Genomic DNA, 17,005 nt, shown 5'->3' with positions numbered 1-17,005 from the left:
AGTTTAGCGCTGAGGCGCTAGTACCGCGTCGAAGGCGTCGAGCGCTCGCTTTGCCTCGGCGCTGCCGGCATGCGGCGTGAAGTCGGACCGGAGATCCCTTACGTATCGTAGATAGCGCTCCGACTTGAGCGCCCCGGCGAGCTGTATTGCCTCAAGCGCCACTTCAGCCGCTTTCCCCACGTCTGGCCTTGCTATGTGTAGACAGCTTGCCGCGTTCACGAGCCTGATGAAGGCATGAGTGCGAACGTAGGCAGGATCGGTTAGCTCTATAGCCTGCGTCACGAATTCCAGCGCCAGTCCGGGCGAGCGTAAATCTCGGAAGCAGTGAGCAGCCTCGCCTGCCATCTCGGCTTCATCAAAGTAGTAGATCCAGGGCGGATCGTCGCAGACAGCACGACGGTTGAACACGTTCTCCGCCTCACGTAGGACGCTTGCACAGCTACGGCCGTCACCAGCCCCGGCACGTGCTCGTGCTTCCATTGCAAGGAACATGGCTGAGACAGTGCCGCTCGCTGCACCTCGTGTGCCCTCTTGGGCGGCCCGCGCAAGTTGGGCCGCCTCCTGGTATTGCCCTAGATAGTTCGCTTGATGGCTCATGTTGGAGAGCAAACGGCCTCCCATAACGCGGTCACCGCCTGCCTGAGCAAGGCGAAGACCCTGAATTAGGTAGCGCTGCGCCAGGCCGTGTTGCCCGAGATCGTAGGCTGTCCAGCCGAGAAGCTGTGCCACCTCTGCCGCTGCCGAGAACAACTTGCGTCCAACTTCCTCGGAATAGCCGCCGTCGAGTAGTGGCAGCACGTCATGCCGGAAGTACTGGGCGAGAGCCGTTCTGGCGTGTCCGCCACCGAACTGGAAGTCAAGATTCATGAATAGTTTGATGGTCGAGCAAATGGCAGCCACCTCTGCCGTTCCTACTCGCAGACCCGTTGAATTGGTGGGCACAGGCTCGGGTCGAGACAGAAGCCACGCCATGAGTGGACCGGTCCATGCGGTTGAAACGGCTGCCGCCTTCTGTAGCTCAATAGAGCCGGCAATGTCGTGCTCAGCGGTGCTGGTCAGGCTGCGATAGGTGTCGGGCAGCGCGTCGGCATACCGCAGTGCATCGATTGATAGTCCGCCGTGCGACTGATAGTCAAAGCCGAGCGCGGAAGGCGTCAGCAGCGCCCCTACCGCGTCACTGAGTGCTTCGGCGATGAGAACGGCGGTCTGAGGACGAGGCTGTACACCGTCTAACCAACGGCGTACATCGACATGGGTGCAGCGGACCGCAACTCCCTTGGCCTCACCAAAGGCCCGGAGCCGGGCTGCGCAGCCCTTGTTGGACCAACCAGCTCGTCCGAGCGCCTGCGCAAGCAGCTCGTTCGGCACGCTACCTCCCCGATGGTCGAACGCACTCCGCAGTCAAGTGTGTACTGAGGCGCAAGGTCAAGGCCATGCCGAGGCAAGTGCTCCCCCAGTGAACCCCCCGGCCGCTCCAATGAACCCCCTTGATCTCCCTGTTGACCTGCGTCGATAGCGGCTTAGCTGGTTCTCAGCACCAAGCACGAGAGTTGCGACCTTCCAGACAGAGCACGGCGCAGTGCTTGACAGGTCGCATGTATACGTGTTCTATGGCACATAGAACACGTAGGCTACAGGCTGGTGGCTCCACAGCCGGCGGAGGTGGCTTCGGCTGCGCCGCTCGTGAATCTGCTGGACCGCCGTGGCGCATGGCTCCACTTGACAACTGCACAGAGGTCCGGGGCGCAGGGAGATCCGTCTCCCCGATTGGGTCCCGACGCACGCGACCTAGGGGTGGCTGCGGGTGTCGGCCGTGACATGTCCGGCCGCAAGACCTGTCCGCTCGCTTTGCCCAACCGAGGGTCGCCCGGTGTGCCAGTACGGCACGCCCTGATTACCACCCGGAGCGCGCCGACCTGGCGGCGCTCCGGCTGTTCGTCCGACCTGATTCGAGCTGGGGAGAGGTGAGCCGTCATGTCCGTGAGCATCGCCGCCGCCGTGCGGATTACGACCAAGAGCAACGCCGTGTGGCGCGACTGCAACGGGTGCGGCTCCCTCGCTCCCCTCGCTCCTGATGAGGACCGCTGCCGCTTGTGCCGGCAGCGGTCCACCGCCCGCCGCCGTCCGGCGTCGGGTGTCCGTCGTTCCGGGAGGAACCGCAAGTGAGCAGCTACGACCTGACCGACGCCGGCCCGGACGGGCCGAGCGTCGATGACCTGGCGGAGATCGAGCGGGAGATGCCGTTGATCGACGCCGAGGTGCTGTTGCTGGACGCGCAGATCGCGGTGCTGCGCAATGGGCTGACCGAGGTGACTCGTCAGCAGGTCCGCCGGGCGCGGCGTCGGGTGTTGCGGGAGGCCTGCGCGTTGCTGGCCGCCCGCGCCGTGTCGCGTGATGCCGTGCCGCGTCGTGACGCGGCCTGACCTCCTTGTTCCCTTCTTTTCTTTCTTGTGAGGTAGTGATGCGCAAGCTTCTTGGCTGGGTGGTGGCCGCTTTCGTGGTGTTCTACGCGGTCACCAACCCGACTGACACCGCCAACATGGTGCGGTCGGTCGTGGCCGGGATCGGCACGTTCGCCGCCACCCTCGCCGGGGGTGGCCAGTGACGGCCCCGAGCCTGCCTGATGTGCTGTTCACCGCCGCGGCGGTGATGGCCTGTGACGGTCTGCCGCTGCCGGCCAGGGTCGAGGCGTCCGACGCGTGGGGTCTGGAGCTGGACTTCGCCACGCACGCCGACCTGCGCCGCTGGGTGCGGTTCCTGTGTCTGTCGGACACGGACCGGCGCAGCCAGCCCTACCGCAGCGATGACGTGCCGAAGGTACTGACCAACGTGCACGGCGATTGGCGCGGCATCCGGCTGCGGCTGAGGTGCTGCGAGCCGACCGCCACCACGCCGACGGAATTCCTGCCCGCGGTGGCCGCCGTATGACCGCCACCCCGCGGGTGACCACACCGATGACCGTGGGAGGTGCCCGCTGTGGGCGTATTCGTTGACCGGCTGGTGAAGCGGACGGTGCTGATCTGCGCCGTGCTCGCCGCCCTGGCCGCCTACTCCAACCACACCACACACCCGTGTCGCCCCGACCAGAGCGGCGCGGCGGGCATGTGCGTGTCGACCGGGAGTACCCGGTGACCGCCGCCGGGTACGTCCTGTTGATCGTGGCTGGTGGCCCGCCGGCGATGCTCGTGCCCCTGCTGGTCGCCCGCCGGCTGGTCGAGCAGCACGCGGACGGCACGGCTACCGCCATCCGCCGCGCCACCCCCGCCGCTGACCATCCCACTTCCGGAATGGAGCTGGTTCGATGACCCGCAAGAACCGCCGCGCGATCCTGGCCGAACTGATCCTGCTGGCCAACCCGACCGGCATCGCCGTCCACTCGGATGGCACCTCCCTGACCGTCGACTTCGACAGCATCGCCGACCTGACGTCGTGGCTGCACCTGGCTGGACTCACCGACCCGGACCTGTTGACCGCCGAGCACGAGGGCACCAGCAGCGACGGCCGTCCGTACCGGTCGCAGGTCGCCTATCCGACCTGGCACGGCTGGGAGTTCTACGCCCACGCCCGCGAGTACACCGACACCGCGCCGCTCGATCCGGCCACCGCCGACCGACTGACCGCCCTGGCGGTGGCCTGATGACGGGCCGCACCTTCACCCACCCGTCCGTGGTGGCCGGCATCGCCGCCGGAGCATCGTGGGCGGACCCGGAGATGGACCCGACCCGCATCGACTGGGCCGCACGGCGGGCCGCCGCCGCGATCCCGTTCCCCCTGGTGGACGGCCGTCCGGTCAACCCGTACGCGCCGACCGGCGTCCGGTACGGGCGTAACGAGCTGGGCCACTGGGGCGAGGCCCTGGCCGCCGACGCGATCGTCACCGCGTGCGACCCGGACGGGTGGCGGTGGCTGCTGCTGATCGAGCGCGGCGACGGACACGGGTGGGCGCTGCCCGGCGGGCACGTCGACCCCGGCGAGAACCCCACCCACGCGGCGTTCCGGGAACTGGCCGAGGAAACCGGCCTGATCGCCACCCACACCGCCCCGTGGGCGAAGACGCTGCCGGCCCGCTACGTGCCCGACCCGCGCGCCTCCGATGAGGCGTGGATGGTCACCGTCCCCGTCCGCATCGACCTCGGTAGCCACGTCGGAGCGCTGCCCGACGTCACCGGCGCCGACGACGCCCGCCGCGCCGTGTGGGTGCCCGCAGTCGATTACGGCTGCGTCGTGCGGCACCTGGCCGACGCCTACCGCGGCAAGGTTTTCGCCGCCCACCGTGCCCTGCTCGCCGACATCCTCACCGACTGACCAGGAAGGACACCGACGATGTTTCGTCGCCCGCCGGAGGACCCGTCGATCCTGGCCGCCCGCGCGGCGGCCCAACGTGAGTCCGCCGCTGCCGAGGTGGAGCGCGCCCGGCTGATGGCGCAGCTCGACCGGGAGCAGCAGGAGGCCGCCGCCGAGCACGCCCGCCGCCAGGCTATCGCCGATGAGCAGGAGCGCCGCCGCCGCGACGCCGCTCGCCGCGTCGAGCGCGCCGAGCGTCGGGAGCGGCAGCGTAAGGCGCGGGCGGAGTTCGCCGCGAAGCTGCGCCCGGTGCTGCCGCTGCTGCTGATCAACGGGGGCGCGGCGTACGCGCAGGCCGCCTACGCCTACAACCAGATCGCCCCCGCCGACTGGAACACGACCTCTCGGGTGGCGTTCGCCATCGCGTTCGCCGCAGCGTTGGAGTCCATCGCCGTCTACGTGCAGTGGCACGCCCACGACGCCCTCCTGCTCAAGGCCCACGCCACCGCCGCCAGCCTGCGCCGCGCCGCGTGGGTGATCGCAGCGGTGGTCGCGGCCATCAACTACGCCCACTTCGCCGACGGCATCGCCCCCACAGCCGCAGCGGTGGCGTTCGCGCTGCTGTCGCTGTTGTCGCCGTGGCTGTGGGGACTGCACACCCGCCGCGCCCAACACGTGCAGCTCCTCGCTGAGGACGCGGACCTGATCGATGACGCCGGGGTGGAGTTCTCCCCTAAACGGCGGCGCATGTTCCCGATCCGTTCCCTGATGGCGGCCCGCTGGTCGATCGAGCACAACGAGCGGGACCCGCGTAAAGCATGGGACGGGTACCACACCGAACGCGCCGCCCGCACCGCCGCCCGGAAGGCCAACCAGGCGCAGAAGGTCACCACGCCGCCGGTCGACCCGACGCCGGACGAGATGCCGGCCGACCCGTGGGACCACGCTGAACCGGTCATCCCGACCCCGCACGTCCCGGCTCGTAAGCCGGTTCACCCGGCCCGGGTCACGGCCCGGTCGCTGACCGCCGCTGAGCGGGTCATCGACGCGCACACCACCGAACCGACCGCCAACCACGAACGCATCGCCCGGCTCGCGCAGGTCAGCGTGAGCACCGTCAAGCGCCACCGGCCCCGCCCTGTGACCGGTTCACCATCCGCGCCGGACGCTGCGGCGACGCCGGTCGCCGCCACCCCCGCCCCGATCGCCGCCTGAACCGGGAGGAACCGATGTTCGGCAAGAAGACCACCGTCCCGAACACGATCAGCGACCGGCAGATGACCGACCTGTCCCGCCGGGCGCAGAAGGCCAACCCGTCGTGGTTGAGCGACAAGGCCATCAAGCAGCGCAAGGCGTCCAACGCGCAGCAGCGCAAGGCCAGCCAGAGCTGACGACCTGCGTACGCCGCCCGGCCCGGACCCGCACCAGGCCGGGCGGTCAGCGGAGGCCGCCACCCCGGCGACCAGACGAAGGAGAACCCCCAGCTATGGCGAAGAAGGACCCGTACTACGTAGTCGCGACGGAGAACCACCCGGGCCGCACGTGCACGTGGGCCACGGATGCGCGCGACCTGAAAGACGCCGAGCGAATCAAGAACAGCGTGGAGAAAACGGGCGGGTACCCCAAGGGGTCGACCGCACGGATTGTGAAGCGCTGACGACCTGCGTACGCCGCCCGGCCAACTAACCCCCCGCCCGGCGGCACAGCCCAAACGGCCTCAGAAACCAGTGCTGTGCCGCCGGCCCTTCACGGACAGGAGTCCGATCCGAATGGCCAAGAATACCCGCCCCCCTGCCTGCACCTGCGCGAACACCGGCCGGTGCGGCTACTGCCCCAGCATCGCGGTGACCGCCACCCGAGAGGCCCGACTCCCCGCTGGCAGTCCCGGCCGTACCGCGGCTGACCGACTCGCCCGCCGCTGACCTGACCGCCTCCGTCCGGCACCAACCCCCGAGGGCTGGTGTCGGGTGGTGGCCGCCAGACCGTCTGGACGGCCGGAAGGGAGCGCCCGACATGGGCAAGAGCAAGGACGAGAAGAAGGCCGCGATCCAACGCCACCGTGACGCCCGCCGTGAGCTGGATCGGGTCAGTCGCAAAAGCCGGGACGTGACGCCGGAGTACCTGGCCGCCAACAGGCGGGTCATCGACGCGGAGAAGAACGTCCCGTGGTGGCGGCGCTGACCTGACCGCCTCCGCCCCCACCGGATCATCGTCGCCGGTCCGGTGGGGTGCGGTGGCCGCCAGACCCGCTGACGGCACAACCAAGGGAGAACCACCGTGGGACGCACCAACCGCGCATCCGGCAACGACCGCGTCGCCGTTCAGGCCGGGCAGGTCTTCGGCCGCCGTGACACCGGCAGCAAGACCCCGAAGGACACCAGCGACACGACACCGGGCCGGACCGAGAACATCCGTGCTGGCCGCGCCACGGTCGGCCGGCAGGCCGACGAGATCCGGGGCGGCCTGACCATCCGGTAACCCACCTGCCCTCACCCCCTACGAGAGGACCCCGCGTGTTCGGCACGAAACGCCAGTACAGCCACCAGATCAGCTCCGGGCGGGTGGAAGTGGTCGAGACGACCCTGCCGCGTCACCTGCGCGGATACGACGAGTACACCACCCAGACGATCACCGAAGGCCCCCTGACCCGCCTGTTGCGCCGCCGCCGCTAACTGGCCGCCTCCGTCCGGCACCGGGTTGCCCGGTGCCGGGTGGTGGCTGCCAGAGCGTCTGGCGGTTGGAAGGGAGCACCCGTCATGGGTCTGTTCAGCAAGAAACCCACCCCCACCCCCGCCCCGATCAACCGGGATGCGGTGCGCACCCTGCTCAAGCTCGGCATGGCCGAGACCGACGCCGCTGATCGTGACATCGACAGCCGCGAGTTCCGCGACGCCAAGACCACGTTCGAGCGGGCGTTCCGTTCCGCCGCGCCGGCTGACCAGGCCGCCGCCTACGACGCCCTCCGCCGACACGGCTACTGACCGCCCGCTGACCCGTCGCCCGCCCGGCGGCACGGCCCTGGCCTCGCAAACCGTGCCGTGCCGCCGGCCCCCACCCGATTCCATGACCGTTGGAGGAGCCCCCATCATGACGTCCCCGAATGAGGACCGTTTCGACTGGCAGGCCGCAGAGCAGGACCTCGGTGAGGTGGTCGACCTCGACGCCGCGCGGCAGCGGCGCGACAACTCGACCGGCGTTGCGCCCGCAGTGCAGGACAACCCGCCGCCCGCGCCCACCGGCCGGCCCGGGGACGCGGGGGAAGTGTTGGAAGGTGACATCGTGGCCGCGCAGGTCACCGACGCGCCGCCGGAGTTGAAGCAGTGGGCGTGGGCGGTGGGGTGGCGGCACAAGGCCCGCCGGCTGTGGACCTACAAGCGGCGCTACGTGTGGAACACGTTCGTGGTGCTCGGCGCGTGGTCGGTGCGCGCGTCCGGCTGGTGGTTCCGAGGCGTGGCCCGCTCGGTCACGGACTTCTTCGCGTTCGTTGATGACCGGCAGGGCCTGACGGTGGCCGATCAGACCGCCGGGGCCGTGGACGGCAAAGCCGACGTGGACGCGTGGTTGAAGGCCCGCGCGGAGCGGCACCGGGAGGTCAAGGACCGCCGGAAGGTGGTCCGCTCCCGCACACTCCTGCCACTGGCCGGGCTGGTCGTAGTGGTCGGGGTGCTGCTGTGGCTCGGCCGGGGTGAGGTGATCCGGGGCAACGCCGGCCGCGCCGCTGTGGCGGTGTGGGTGGGGTTGGGGTGCTGGCTGGTCTGGTACGGCCGCGCCCGCACCGCCCCGTTCTTCCCGCAGTTTCGGGAGCCGTCGCCGTATCCGCCGGTCACCAACGACACCGTGACCGGGGCGCTGCTGGCCACCGGCATCGGCCAGTTCCGCGAGGTGGTGAAGGCCGGACACTCCCCGGTCGATGTGATCTTCCGCGATGACAGCGCAGGCGGGAAGATCGCCGAAACCCATCCGATCCCGGGTGTGACCACGCAGATGGTGATGGCCAAAGCGATTGTCATCGCCGGTGGGTTGAAACGCCCGCCCGCGATGGTGCACCTCTCCCAGGCCCCCACCGGCGTCCCCGGGCATGTGGAGATCCTGGTGTTGGACATCGACCCGGGGCAGACCAAGCCGAAGCGGTTCGCCTACCTCGGCAAGCCGGTCAACGTGGGCGCTCCATGCACGATCGGCTACGACCCGCGTAACCGGCCGGTGCGGTGGCCGCTGCCCGGCGCGAACGGCATCACCACCGGCACCCCCGGCTCCGGGAAGACCGCCTACCTGATCGGGCTGGCGTGTCTGGGCTGCTCCGACGTGGACGGCGCCCAGGTCGCGATCTTCGATTTCAAGGGCATGGGCGACTACGCCGAACTGGAACCGGTCTGTTACGCCTACGGCGCGGACGCCGACCCGACCGAGACCGGCCGGATGCTGGTCGAGTTCCTCAACGCCACCACGCGGGAGGTCATCCGCCGCCGCCGGGTCCTGACCGACCTGAAGAAAGTCGGCTCCGAGCTGCTGGACAACAACGCCGCCGCGCTCACCGACCGGCTCGCCCGGTCGAAGAAACACACCATGCCGTGGATCCTGATCATCATCGATGAGATCCACGAGGGTCTCGCCGATCCGGTATACGGCAAAGAAATCGCCGCCCTGCTGACGAACCTGATGAAGATCGGCCGGGCCTGCGGCATCCACGTCGAGATCGCCTCGCAGCGCACCGACACCGACTCCATCCCAACCTCGATCAGTTCCCTGCCGATCGTGCGGGTCGCGTTCCACCAGAACGGACAGCCCGGTAACGACATGATCCTCGGCACCGGCGCCTACAAGCGCGGCGTCGACGCCACCGCGTTCCGGCGCGGCGCCGCCGGCAGCGCCGCCGACGACCGGGGATCCTGCTGGTACATCGGCTCCGAAGGCGGCGAACCCGTCCGCGTGCGCACCACCTTCGTCCTCCCCGACGTCAAACGGATCGTCACCACCGCCCTCGCAGGGCGAACCAAGGCCGGCACACTGATCGGCACGGCGGCCGGCATCGTCGAGCAGCCCGAAACCGCCCCCGCGTTCAGCGCGCTCGACGACGTGCGGGCGGTGTTCATCGGCGACGACATCGCCCTGCACGGCGACGTGATCTACACCCGCGTCAACACCCGCCACCCCGGCCGGTGGAAGTCCCAAGCCGCTCTGACGGCCGCCCTGAAGGCCGAAGCGCCCGGGTGGAAGTCACCCACCGTCGACGTCGGACAGCTCCGCCCAGCCGACGCCCCGGTCGACGCCGGGGTCGAGAAGACCCGTAAGGGCATCCGCCTTGCCCACCTCGAAACCGCGATCACCGAGCGTGACAACAAGAAGGGTCAGTAACACCCGACGGCCGAGTCGAAACCGGCCCGGCCGGCACCCCAACGATCAAGAACGGGCCGCTAGGCCTCGCGGCATCACCCGCGAGGCCTCGCGGGTCCGCTAGGCCCCACCCTCGCCCCCTAACCGCAACCCCACCAGCCGACTCGCACCCTCGCGGCCGGTAGGTGCCGCACACCCAAAAACCGCCCTGGAGGCCCTGGTGACCACCCCCACCCGCAACCCGCTATGGGCAATGTTCGCCCTGCTCGCCGCTCTGCTCTGGCTCACCGCCCGCACCACACCCGGACTAACATTGATCACCCTCGGTAGCCTCACGGGCTGGCTCGGACACCCGTGGTGGGGCCTCACGACCGCCGCCGCTGGCGCGCTCATCTACCGGGAACAGTGCTCCCGCACCCCCTACTCACCGTGCCTGCGATGCAAAGGCAGCGGCCACCACCACACCCGCCGCACCCGCCCGTGCCGCCCCTGCCGAGGCAGAGGCGTCCGCATCCGGTGGGGACGCGCCGTCATGAACACCTACCGCCGCGCCACCCACACCGCCCCCACCGCGCCCGCCGCCCGCCCGGCACGCCCCTTCACCCCGAACACCTACACCGACACGCTACGCGAGCCCGCCGACGACACCGACCGGCGCTACCACGGGTAGCACCGCCGCGTCGCCCTCGACCACCTGCGTGACCTTCACGACAAGGAGACCGATGACCACCGCCACGACCGCGACGGCGGCCCGCTTCACCAACGGCCAGCGCGCTGCCCTCATCGTCTGCGCCCCGATCCGCCTCGCCCCCGGCGTGCTGGCGCACAAGGCCGCGCACCACAGCATCGACGCAGAGGGCAACCCGCCGACCGGTGGGCGGTTGGTGTTCACCGCCGACCGGCGCTGGGTCATCGGCCCGGCCTGCCAACCCGCCCCCGCCCCCGACCCGGCCGACCCGCACGCCGGCCGTGGGTGGGCCGAGTACACCGCCGGGTGGGCCGACCACCTCGGCGCGTTGGCCTGCCCGGCGTGCTTCCCGCCCGAGGGTGTCTGATGACCGGCGGTTACGGCGACCGGCCGTCGCTGCGTGACGCGCGGTTGTCCGGCTTGGAGGTGTGGTTGATCGGCACGCCGGCCGAACTCGACGCCGCCGCCCGCGCCCTGGCCGCCGCCGGCCACATCGCGCAGCGCGGCCAGCGTCGGCCGCTGACCGGCGCCGACGCCGGCCTCGCCCGGCTCTACCTACGCCTGAACATCACCCCCGCCCGGCAGGCCGGACGGGCCACCCGGACGGCCAGTGGTGACGGCGGGGCCATGCTGCCGTTTCCCGACCGGCTGGCCGGGGGCGCGGCGTGAATCCTCTGATCGTTTGCCGGCGTGTCATGGCCTGCCGGCCTGCCTGCGTGTCGGCTGGCGCCGTGTCGTTGCCCCGAAACCTGCCGTTACCCGTTGCGGGACACAGGGTGACGGCGAGTCACACGCATGTGATTTGCTCTCTGTTCGAGCCGTACCTATGTGCGACAGGATGTCGATCATAAAAGGAAAGGGGATGGCCATGGCTGATCACAGTGCGATCGAGTGGACCGAGGCCACGTGGAACCCCACCACCGGATGCGACCGTATCTCCGCTGGTTGCGACAACTGCTACGCCCTGACGCTGGCCAAGCGTTTGAAGGCGATGGGCTCGGCGAAGTATCAAAACGACGGTGACCCCCGTACGTCCGGTCCCGGGTTCGCGGTGACCGTGCACCCAGACGCGGTGAGACTTCCGCTGCGGTGGCACCAGCCGCGGATGGTGTTCGTGAACTCGATGTCGGACCTGTTCCACGCCCGCGTGCCAACCTCGTTCATCCAGCAGGTCTTCGACGTGATGACGGCGACGCCGCAACACACCTACCAGATCCTGACCAAACGCGCTGCCCGTCTGGCCAAGGTCGCGCACCTGTTCGACTGGCCGGCGAACGTGTGGATGGGGGTCAGCGTGGAAGACGCCGACCAGCTTGCCCGTCTGGACTATCTGCGTCAGGTTCCCGCAGCGGTGCGGTTCGTCTCGGCCGAGCCCCTGCTCGGCCCGTTGCCGGGCATCGACCTGTCCGGGATGCATTGGGTGATCGTCGGAGGCGAGTCCGGGCAGTCCGCCCGGCCGATGTCGCCGACATGGGCACGCACTGTGCGAGATCGCTGCGTCGAGGGTGGTGTGCCGTTCTTCTTCAAGCAGTGGGGTGGCCGTACCCCGAAGGCCGGCGGGCGGACCCTCGACGGACGCACCTGGGACCAGATGCCGGCGCGAGACCTCGTGGCGGTAGCGGTGTGAGTCAGTAGCGACGGATCAGGGCATAGTGGAAGCGCTTGCCCTTTCCGTCGTTCGCGATGAGCCCCTGCCGGTGCAGGTCCTGCACGGCGGACCGCACGTGCGGAATCCACGCCGAACCGAGCGTGTCACCGTATACGTCGGTTACCCGGTCCGCGATGCGGAACGGGCCGACGGTCGTTGCCAGATGCAGAATGTTCGCGGCGATCGTGGCGATCCAGTCCCTATTGTTGGCCGACTCGGTGACATCGCCGCCCGGGGCCAGCATCTCCAAGTCGAACAGGGTCGGCTGGTCCGGTGAGATGCCGCGGTTCCACGCCGCGGCCGTGCACGCGCGACGCCAGTCAGCACCGGCCTTGCCTAACGCGTCAGCGAAGCACCATACCCCCTCGACGTGGCGGGTGAACAACGCCAGCACATACTTGGGTAGCAGATCCGGTCGGGGCCGTACCGGCATGCTCATCGACATGAAACCTGTCCCCGCGGCGATCATGTCGCGGTACTTGTCGGCGACCGTCAGCGCGGCCTGCGTCGCCTGATAATCATCGTGCTTGTCGGAGACGGTAGCGAAATGCTCCTGCCACCAGTCGCCACCGAGGAACCGGTTCAGGCGTTGCGCCGTGGCCAACGGCGATCCCGTCAACGGCTTACCGTCTGCGCGTGCGGTACGCAGTTGCCCTCCCATGCGGGCCACCGTCGACACGCTGATATGTAGCAACACCTCTGTTGGCGGTCGCTCGGGACGGCTCAGCAGACCGGACCGTATCAGGTTGAAATCCAACGCCGGCCCGAACGGGTCCAGGAACGCGAACAACGCGTCCTCTTTCACCAAATCCAGAATCTCCGGCAGGCAGTCATCCAAAGAACGGTGAAACAGCACCGGCTTCCTGACGCACTCAACCTCGCTGAGCACTTGGGACAAGTTCTCGAAATTCGCGTCATTCCGCTCAACGAAAATTCCGCGTACCGACCGGAAACTCTCGACCTGGCGGGCTGACTCGACCAACAGCAACGGCGAACCAGGTTCACCGTCGCCGTAGCGACCTTGCCCAGCGTAGCCGTCCAGGAACGTCACTCGATGGTCGCGCACGTTCATGCCCGCTTTCGCGGCGAACACCACGGGATACCGGGACAGAATGCCGTGCTTGAAAACCGCTGCCGCCTTCTTCGTGGCAAAAAAGTCATCGTTGCTCGACACCCGGCCTCCCCATACACCGAATCCCTGAGTAATCAAACGATAGCTATGAGTGTCCATCGTGGCTACCCCACAGGACCGGGCGAAGAAGACCGAACGATGCGTCCAACACCGCCAATCCGGCGACCACCTGCAACAACGTCTACCGCCACCGGCACCACAGCGGATAGCCCCGAACCCCTGACCGGCGCGCTTCGCGCGCTCACCACCTGGTGGCCAGCGCCCGTCCGGCGCTGGCCATCGCTCGCCGCTGCCTGGAAGGAATCTCATGCCTGAGGCTTCCGTGTTGCTGGCCGCCGCGCTCACCTGTGCGGCGCGCGGCTGGCACGTGTTCCCCCTACGCCCCGACCACCCGCACGCCGCCGAGGACGAGGCGAAACGACCGGCATTCCCGAACCGGTGCACCGCCGCCCGCTGCGACCGCACCGACCCCCGCTGCCGGGCGGCCGAGCGGCACGTCGGGTGGGAAGACCGCGCCACCACCGACCCGACCCGTATCCGGCGGGCGTGGACGCACCGGCCCTACGGTGTCGGCATCGCGTGCGGGCCGTCCGGGCTGCTGGTGGTCGACCTAGACGTGCCCAAGCATCCCGACGACACCCCGCCGGCCGAGTGGGCCGGCATGCGGGACGGCGTGGACGTGCTCGCCGCCCTGGCCGCCCGCCACGGCGGCACCGTTGATGCCACGTACACGCAGAGCACTGGGCGGGGCGGAAGCCACCTGTTCTACCGCCACCCCGACACCGGCCCCCGCCTGGGCAACACCGTAGGCGAGCGGGGCGGGCTCGGCTGGAAGGTCGACACCAAGTCACACGGCGGTTACGTCGTGGCCGCCGGCTCCACCATCAACGCCCGCCCCTACACCGTCGCCCTGGACTGCGACCCCTGCCCGCTGCCCGGATGGCTCGCGTCGCTGCTCACTCCGGCCGTACGGCCCGCCTACCGGCCCGCCGCGGTGGCGCTGCCGCCGGACCGGCACGGCCGATATGTCGCCGCCGCGATCCGCCGCCAAGTCGACCACCTCACCACCGCCCCCGAAGGAGAGCGGAACAACGTGCTGTTCATCAGCGCGGCGGTACTCGGTGAGCTGGTCGCTGGAGGCGTGCTCACCGAGGACGACGTGTCCGCCGCGTTGGAGCCGGCCGCCCTGTCGACCGGCCTGTCGGCGCGTGAGGTGGCCCGCACGATCGCCTCCGGCCTGCGTGCCGGCGCGCGACGGCCCCGCCACCTGAACGCCGCAGGGCGGGCCGCATGAGCGGGGCGTTGTTCCTGCTGGGCACCCATCAGCCCGGCTGGCTGGCACGGGCAGGTGTGCCGTTGTTCGTGTCCGACCGGCGGCTACGGGTGTACAAGACGCTGCCCCGCGCCGCGGCTGCGTGGGCGTGCGACTCCGGCGGGTTCACCGAGCTCCAGCAGTACGGCCGGTGGACCGTCACCCCCACCGACTACATCAACCGGCTACGCCGCTACCGCGACCAGATCGGCCGCCTGTTGTGGGCCGCCCCGCAGGACTGGATGTGCGAACCGATCGTCATCAACGGCGGCACCGCCGCCGGGCAGCGGTTCGCCGGGACCCACCTCACCGTCGCCGAGCATCAGCGGCGCACCGTCGCGAACTACGCGCAGCTGCGCGAGCGCGCCCCCGAGCTGCCCATCATCCCCGTCGTGCAAGGGTGGGAAGCCGACGACTACCTACGCTGCGTCGACCTGTACTGGACGATGCTGCGCGTCGACCTGACCACGATGCCGCTGGTCGGGCTCGGCTCCGTGTGCCGCCGACAAGGAACCCGCGCCGCCGCACCGATCCTGACCCGGCTGCACCAGCGCGGCGTGCGCCGGCTGCACGGCTTCGGGTTCAAAACCCTCGGCCTGGCCGAGTACGGCCACCTACTCACCTCCGCCGACTCCCTCGCTTGGTCCATCGACGCCCGCAAACTCCGCCGACCCGCCCTCACCGAATGCGTACGCGCCGCACGGCACCGCAACTGCGCCAACTGCCTGCCCTATGCCCTGCACTGGCGAACAGCCGTGCTCGCAGCTGCGGCCGGTCGACACCCGGCGCACCACCGAGAGGAGGCAGCGTGATCAAAAAGCTGCACATCGGCACCGGCCCCGAAACCATCCGCGTCCTCAAGCAGGAACTCGCGCAGGGCCTGCTGCCCGACACGTACGTCTCCGCCGGGGCGCTAGTGCACATGGAAGCCGTCTCCGGCGGGCTGGCCGCCGCCGCCGATGAGGACTCCCCGCTGCCGGTGTCGGCCAGCGTGATCACTCCGGCGGGACTGGCCGGGCTGCTCGCCGAGTACGCCCGGGTGTACCGCACCAGGACCCGCAAGAACGACCAGGGCAACCCGGAACCCTACGACGAGGAAACCACCCCCTCGCGCGAGGTGCTGTCGTCCGTGCTGGCGGGAAAGACATGGCCGGGCGTGCCGGTACTACGCGGCGTGATCGGCGCTCCCGTGCTCCGCCGAGACGGCACCCTGCTCCAACAGCCCGGCTACGACCCCGCGACCGGCTTCTACCTCGCCTCAAAAGTCGCGCTGCCACCCGTCCCGGACGCGCCCACCAGCGAGCAGGTAGCGGAGGCCCGCCGGTTCCTGCTCGGCCGGTTCCTGCGCGACTTCCCATGGGCCAGCGCCGCGGACCGGGCCAACTACATCGCCCTGCTGGCCACGCCGATCCTGCGGCACTTCACCCACTCCCTGACCCCGTTCGCGCTCATCGACGCCACCATGCCCTCATCCGGCAAATCCATCCTCACCGCCGGCCCCGGCATGCTCTACGGCCAACGCGTCATGCCCTGGGCCTACGCCGAAGAAGAACTCCGCAAATCAATCACCGCCGTGTTCGCCGAACAGGTCGGCGTGGTCATCTGGGACAACCTCGCCGAAGGAACCGTCATCGACTCACCCACCCTCGCCCTACTCGTCACCGCCGGCACCTGGTCCGACCGCCAGTTAGGCGCGTCCCGCAACATCGCCACCACCAACGACCGACTGTGGATGGCCACCGGCAACAACCTCCAAGTCGGAGGCGACATGGCCTCCCGCACCGTGCGCGTGCACCTCGACCCCGACATGCCCCGCCCCGAACTCCGCGACCAATCCGGGTTCGGCATCCCCCACCTCGACCAGTGGATCACCGCCCCCGCCAACCAACTCACCGTCCTGTGGCACCTGCTCGTGCTCGTACTCGACTGGACCCGCCAAGGAGCACCCCGCGTGACCGGGGTGACGATGCGGCAGTTCACCCCGTGGGCGCAATACCTCGGCGGGTTCCTCGCCCACCACGACATCGCCGGGTTCCTCACCAACGCCGCCGACGTCCGGGAAATCGATGAAGACGAAACGCGCTGGCGCGCGTTCCTCACCTGCTGGCACGACCGCCACGGCGACCGGCAGATGACCGCCGCCGAACTACGCCGCGACGCCGAACCCCTGCACCTCGGCAGCGACATCAACGACCCATGGAACGGCCAGTTCATCACCACCCAAGCCGGCCGCCTCCCCAACGCACTGCAACTCGGCCGCATGCTCACCGGACAAGCAGGCCGGTGGCGCGGCGATCACGTCCTGCGCGCCGGCAAAACCGAACGAGGCGACCGGGGCCTGTTCTGGGTCAAGCAGGACGACAGATAGAACCCGCTGAACCATCTCCGCATCTCCGCATCTCCGCACAAAACCCGGCCCACCAGCCCAAACACCCTGCGGAGATCCAACCCATAGAACCAAACCCATCTCCGCATCTCCGCACGATCATGCGGAGATCACCAGAGTTTGCGGAGATGGCCACCACCACCGACCGTCAATCTCCGCACCTGTTTCCGCAGCTCACAGCCCTGTTTGCGGAGATGCGGAGATGCGGAGATGGTTCAGCC

24 protein-coding genes are annotated in these 17,005 nt (G+C 69.3%); 22 read left to right on the top strand and 2 right to left on the bottom strand.

Going from position 1 to position 17,005, the window contains the following annotated elements:
- Positions 1-3: 3 nt before the first annotated feature.
- A complete protein-coding gene (locus QTQ03_RS26600; RefSeq protein WP_289277973.1) occupies positions 4-1,368 on the bottom strand; it encodes an NsdA family TPR-like regulatory protein in 1,365 nt (454 codons plus the stop codon).
- A gap of 794 nt (positions 1,369-2,162) precedes the next feature.
- Here QTQ03_RS26600 and QTQ03_RS26595 point away from each other — a divergent pair.
- The 19 genes from QTQ03_RS26595 to QTQ03_RS26505 all read left to right on the top strand — a co-directional run bounded on the left by QTQ03_RS26595 (position 2,163) and on the right by QTQ03_RS26505 (position 11,933).
- Positions 2,163-2,423 (top strand): DUF6284 family protein, encoded by a 261-nt coding sequence (locus QTQ03_RS26595; protein ID WP_289277972.1) that lies wholly within the window; start codon positions 2,163-2,165, stop codon positions 2,421-2,423.
- A gap of 38 nt (positions 2,424-2,461) precedes the next feature.
- Positions 2,462-2,605 carry a hypothetical protein gene (locus QTQ03_RS26590; protein WP_289277971.1) on the top strand — a complete coding sequence of 48 codons (144 nt, stop codon included), beginning with the start codon at positions 2,462-2,464 and terminating at the stop codon, positions 2,603-2,605.
- On the top strand, positions 2,602-2,928 hold the full coding sequence (locus QTQ03_RS26585) for a hypothetical protein (protein WP_289277970.1): 327 nt from the start codon (positions 2,602-2,604) through the stop codon (positions 2,926-2,928). Before QTQ03_RS26590 ends, QTQ03_RS26585 begins: the two co-directional genes overlap by 4 nt.
- Positions 2,929-2,976: 48 nt before the next feature.
- Positions 2,977-3,132: a hypothetical protein gene (locus QTQ03_RS26580; protein ID WP_289277969.1), complete on the top strand. Its 156-nt coding sequence runs from the start codon at positions 2,977-2,979 to the stop codon at positions 3,130-3,132.
- Positions 3,129-3,305: a hypothetical protein gene (locus tag QTQ03_RS26575; RefSeq protein WP_289277968.1), complete on the top strand. Its 177-nt coding sequence runs from the start codon at positions 3,129-3,131 to the stop codon at positions 3,303-3,305. Before QTQ03_RS26580 ends, QTQ03_RS26575 begins: the two co-directional genes overlap by 4 nt.
- Before the next feature lie 23 nt (positions 3,306-3,328).
- Complete coding sequence (locus tag QTQ03_RS26570) at positions 3,329-3,637, top strand: hypothetical protein (RefSeq protein WP_289280772.1); 309 nt, start codon at positions 3,329-3,331, stop codon at positions 3,635-3,637.
- Positions 3,637-4,305, top strand: a complete 669-nt coding sequence (locus QTQ03_RS26565) for an NUDIX domain-containing protein (RefSeq protein WP_289277967.1) — start codon at positions 3,637-3,639, stop codon at positions 4,303-4,305. The genes QTQ03_RS26570 and QTQ03_RS26565 overlap by 1 nt, the downstream gene beginning before the upstream one ends.
- 18 nt (positions 4,306-4,323) lie before the next feature.
- Positions 4,324-5,499 (top strand): hypothetical protein, encoded by a 1,176-nt coding sequence (locus QTQ03_RS26560; protein ID WP_289277966.1) that lies wholly within the window; start codon positions 4,324-4,326, stop codon positions 5,497-5,499.
- A gap of 14 nt (positions 5,500-5,513) precedes the next feature.
- On the top strand, positions 5,514-5,675 hold the full coding sequence (locus QTQ03_RS26555) for a hypothetical protein (RefSeq protein ID WP_289277965.1): 162 nt from the start codon (positions 5,514-5,516) through the stop codon (positions 5,673-5,675).
- A 95-nt stretch (positions 5,676-5,770) separates the two neighbouring features.
- Entirely contained in the window at positions 5,771-5,941 is a 171-nt protein-coding gene (locus QTQ03_RS26550; protein ID WP_289277964.1) for a hypothetical protein, read from the top strand.
- A gap of 356 nt (positions 5,942-6,297) precedes the next feature.
- A complete protein-coding gene (locus QTQ03_RS26545; RefSeq protein WP_289277963.1) occupies positions 6,298-6,465 on the top strand; it encodes a hypothetical protein in 168 nt (55 codons plus the stop codon).
- Between the two features lie 96 nt (positions 6,466-6,561).
- The gene (locus QTQ03_RS26540) at positions 6,562-6,762 is read left to right on the top strand and encodes a hypothetical protein (protein WP_289277962.1); all 201 of its coding nucleotides are present in this window, start codon (positions 6,562-6,564) and stop codon (positions 6,760-6,762) included.
- A 35-nt stretch (positions 6,763-6,797) separates the two neighbouring features.
- The gene (locus QTQ03_RS26535) at positions 6,798-6,956 is read left to right on the top strand and encodes a hypothetical protein (RefSeq protein WP_289277961.1); all 159 of its coding nucleotides are present in this window, start codon (positions 6,798-6,800) and stop codon (positions 6,954-6,956) included.
- Between the two features lie 84 nt (positions 6,957-7,040).
- Positions 7,041-7,265: a hypothetical protein gene (locus tag QTQ03_RS26530; RefSeq protein WP_289277960.1), complete on the top strand. Its 225-nt coding sequence runs from the start codon at positions 7,041-7,043 to the stop codon at positions 7,263-7,265.
- A gap of 106 nt (positions 7,266-7,371) precedes the next feature.
- The gene (locus QTQ03_RS26525; protein WP_289277959.1) at positions 7,372-9,639 is read left to right on the top strand and encodes a P-loop NTPase family protein; all 2,268 of its coding nucleotides are present in this window, start codon (positions 7,372-7,374) and stop codon (positions 9,637-9,639) included.
- A gap of 199 nt (positions 9,640-9,838) precedes the next feature.
- The gene (locus QTQ03_RS26520) at positions 9,839-10,288 is read left to right on the top strand and encodes a hypothetical protein (RefSeq protein WP_289277958.1); all 450 of its coding nucleotides are present in this window, start codon (positions 9,839-9,841) and stop codon (positions 10,286-10,288) included.
- 52 nt (positions 10,289-10,340) lie between these two features.
- A complete protein-coding gene (locus QTQ03_RS26515; RefSeq protein WP_289277957.1) occupies positions 10,341-10,673 on the top strand; it encodes a hypothetical protein in 333 nt (110 codons plus the stop codon).
- Entirely contained in the window at positions 10,673-10,975 is a 303-nt protein-coding gene (locus QTQ03_RS26510; protein ID WP_289277956.1) for a hypothetical protein, read from the top strand. The genes QTQ03_RS26515 and QTQ03_RS26510 overlap by 1 nt, the downstream gene beginning before the upstream one ends.
- 193 nt (positions 10,976-11,168) lie before the next feature.
- On the top strand, positions 11,169-11,933 hold the full coding sequence (locus QTQ03_RS26505) for a DUF5131 family protein (RefSeq protein WP_289277955.1): 765 nt from the start codon (positions 11,169-11,171) through the stop codon (positions 11,931-11,933).
- Between the two features lies 1 nt (position 11,934).
- On the opposite strand, the gene tcmP is transcribed toward QTQ03_RS26505, so the two are convergent.
- Positions 11,935-13,128, bottom strand: coding sequence for a three-Cys-motif partner protein TcmP (tcmP, locus tag QTQ03_RS26500; RefSeq protein WP_289277954.1), 1,194 nt, complete (start codon positions 13,126-13,128; stop codon positions 11,935-11,937).
- A gap of 265 nt (positions 13,129-13,393) precedes the next feature.
- Between tcmP and QTQ03_RS26495 the strand changes: the two genes are divergently transcribed.
- Genes QTQ03_RS26495 through QTQ03_RS26485 form a run of 3 tightly spaced genes read left to right on the top strand, consistent with a single transcriptional unit; the run spans position 13,394 to position 16,766 of the window.
- Entirely contained in the window at positions 13,394-14,380 is a 987-nt protein-coding gene (locus tag QTQ03_RS26495; protein ID WP_289277953.1) for a bifunctional DNA primase/polymerase, read from the top strand.
- A complete protein-coding gene (locus QTQ03_RS26490) occupies positions 14,377-15,210 on the top strand; it encodes a deazapurine DNA modification protein DpdA family protein (protein ID WP_289277952.1) in 834 nt (277 codons plus the stop codon). Before QTQ03_RS26495 ends, QTQ03_RS26490 begins: the two co-directional genes overlap by 4 nt.
- Positions 15,207-16,766, top strand: coding sequence for a hypothetical protein (locus QTQ03_RS26485; protein ID WP_289277951.1), 1,560 nt, complete (start codon positions 15,207-15,209; stop codon positions 16,764-16,766). Before QTQ03_RS26490 ends, QTQ03_RS26485 begins: the two co-directional genes overlap by 4 nt.
- Positions 16,767-17,005 lie beyond the last annotated feature (239 nt).

Origin of the sequence: Micromonospora sp. WMMA1363 (assembly GCF_030345795.1) — a bacterium.
Classification (GTDB): domain Bacteria; phylum Actinomycetota; class Actinomycetes; order Mycobacteriales; family Micromonosporaceae; genus Micromonospora.
This window is presented reverse-complemented; position numbering and strand designations above follow the sequence as displayed.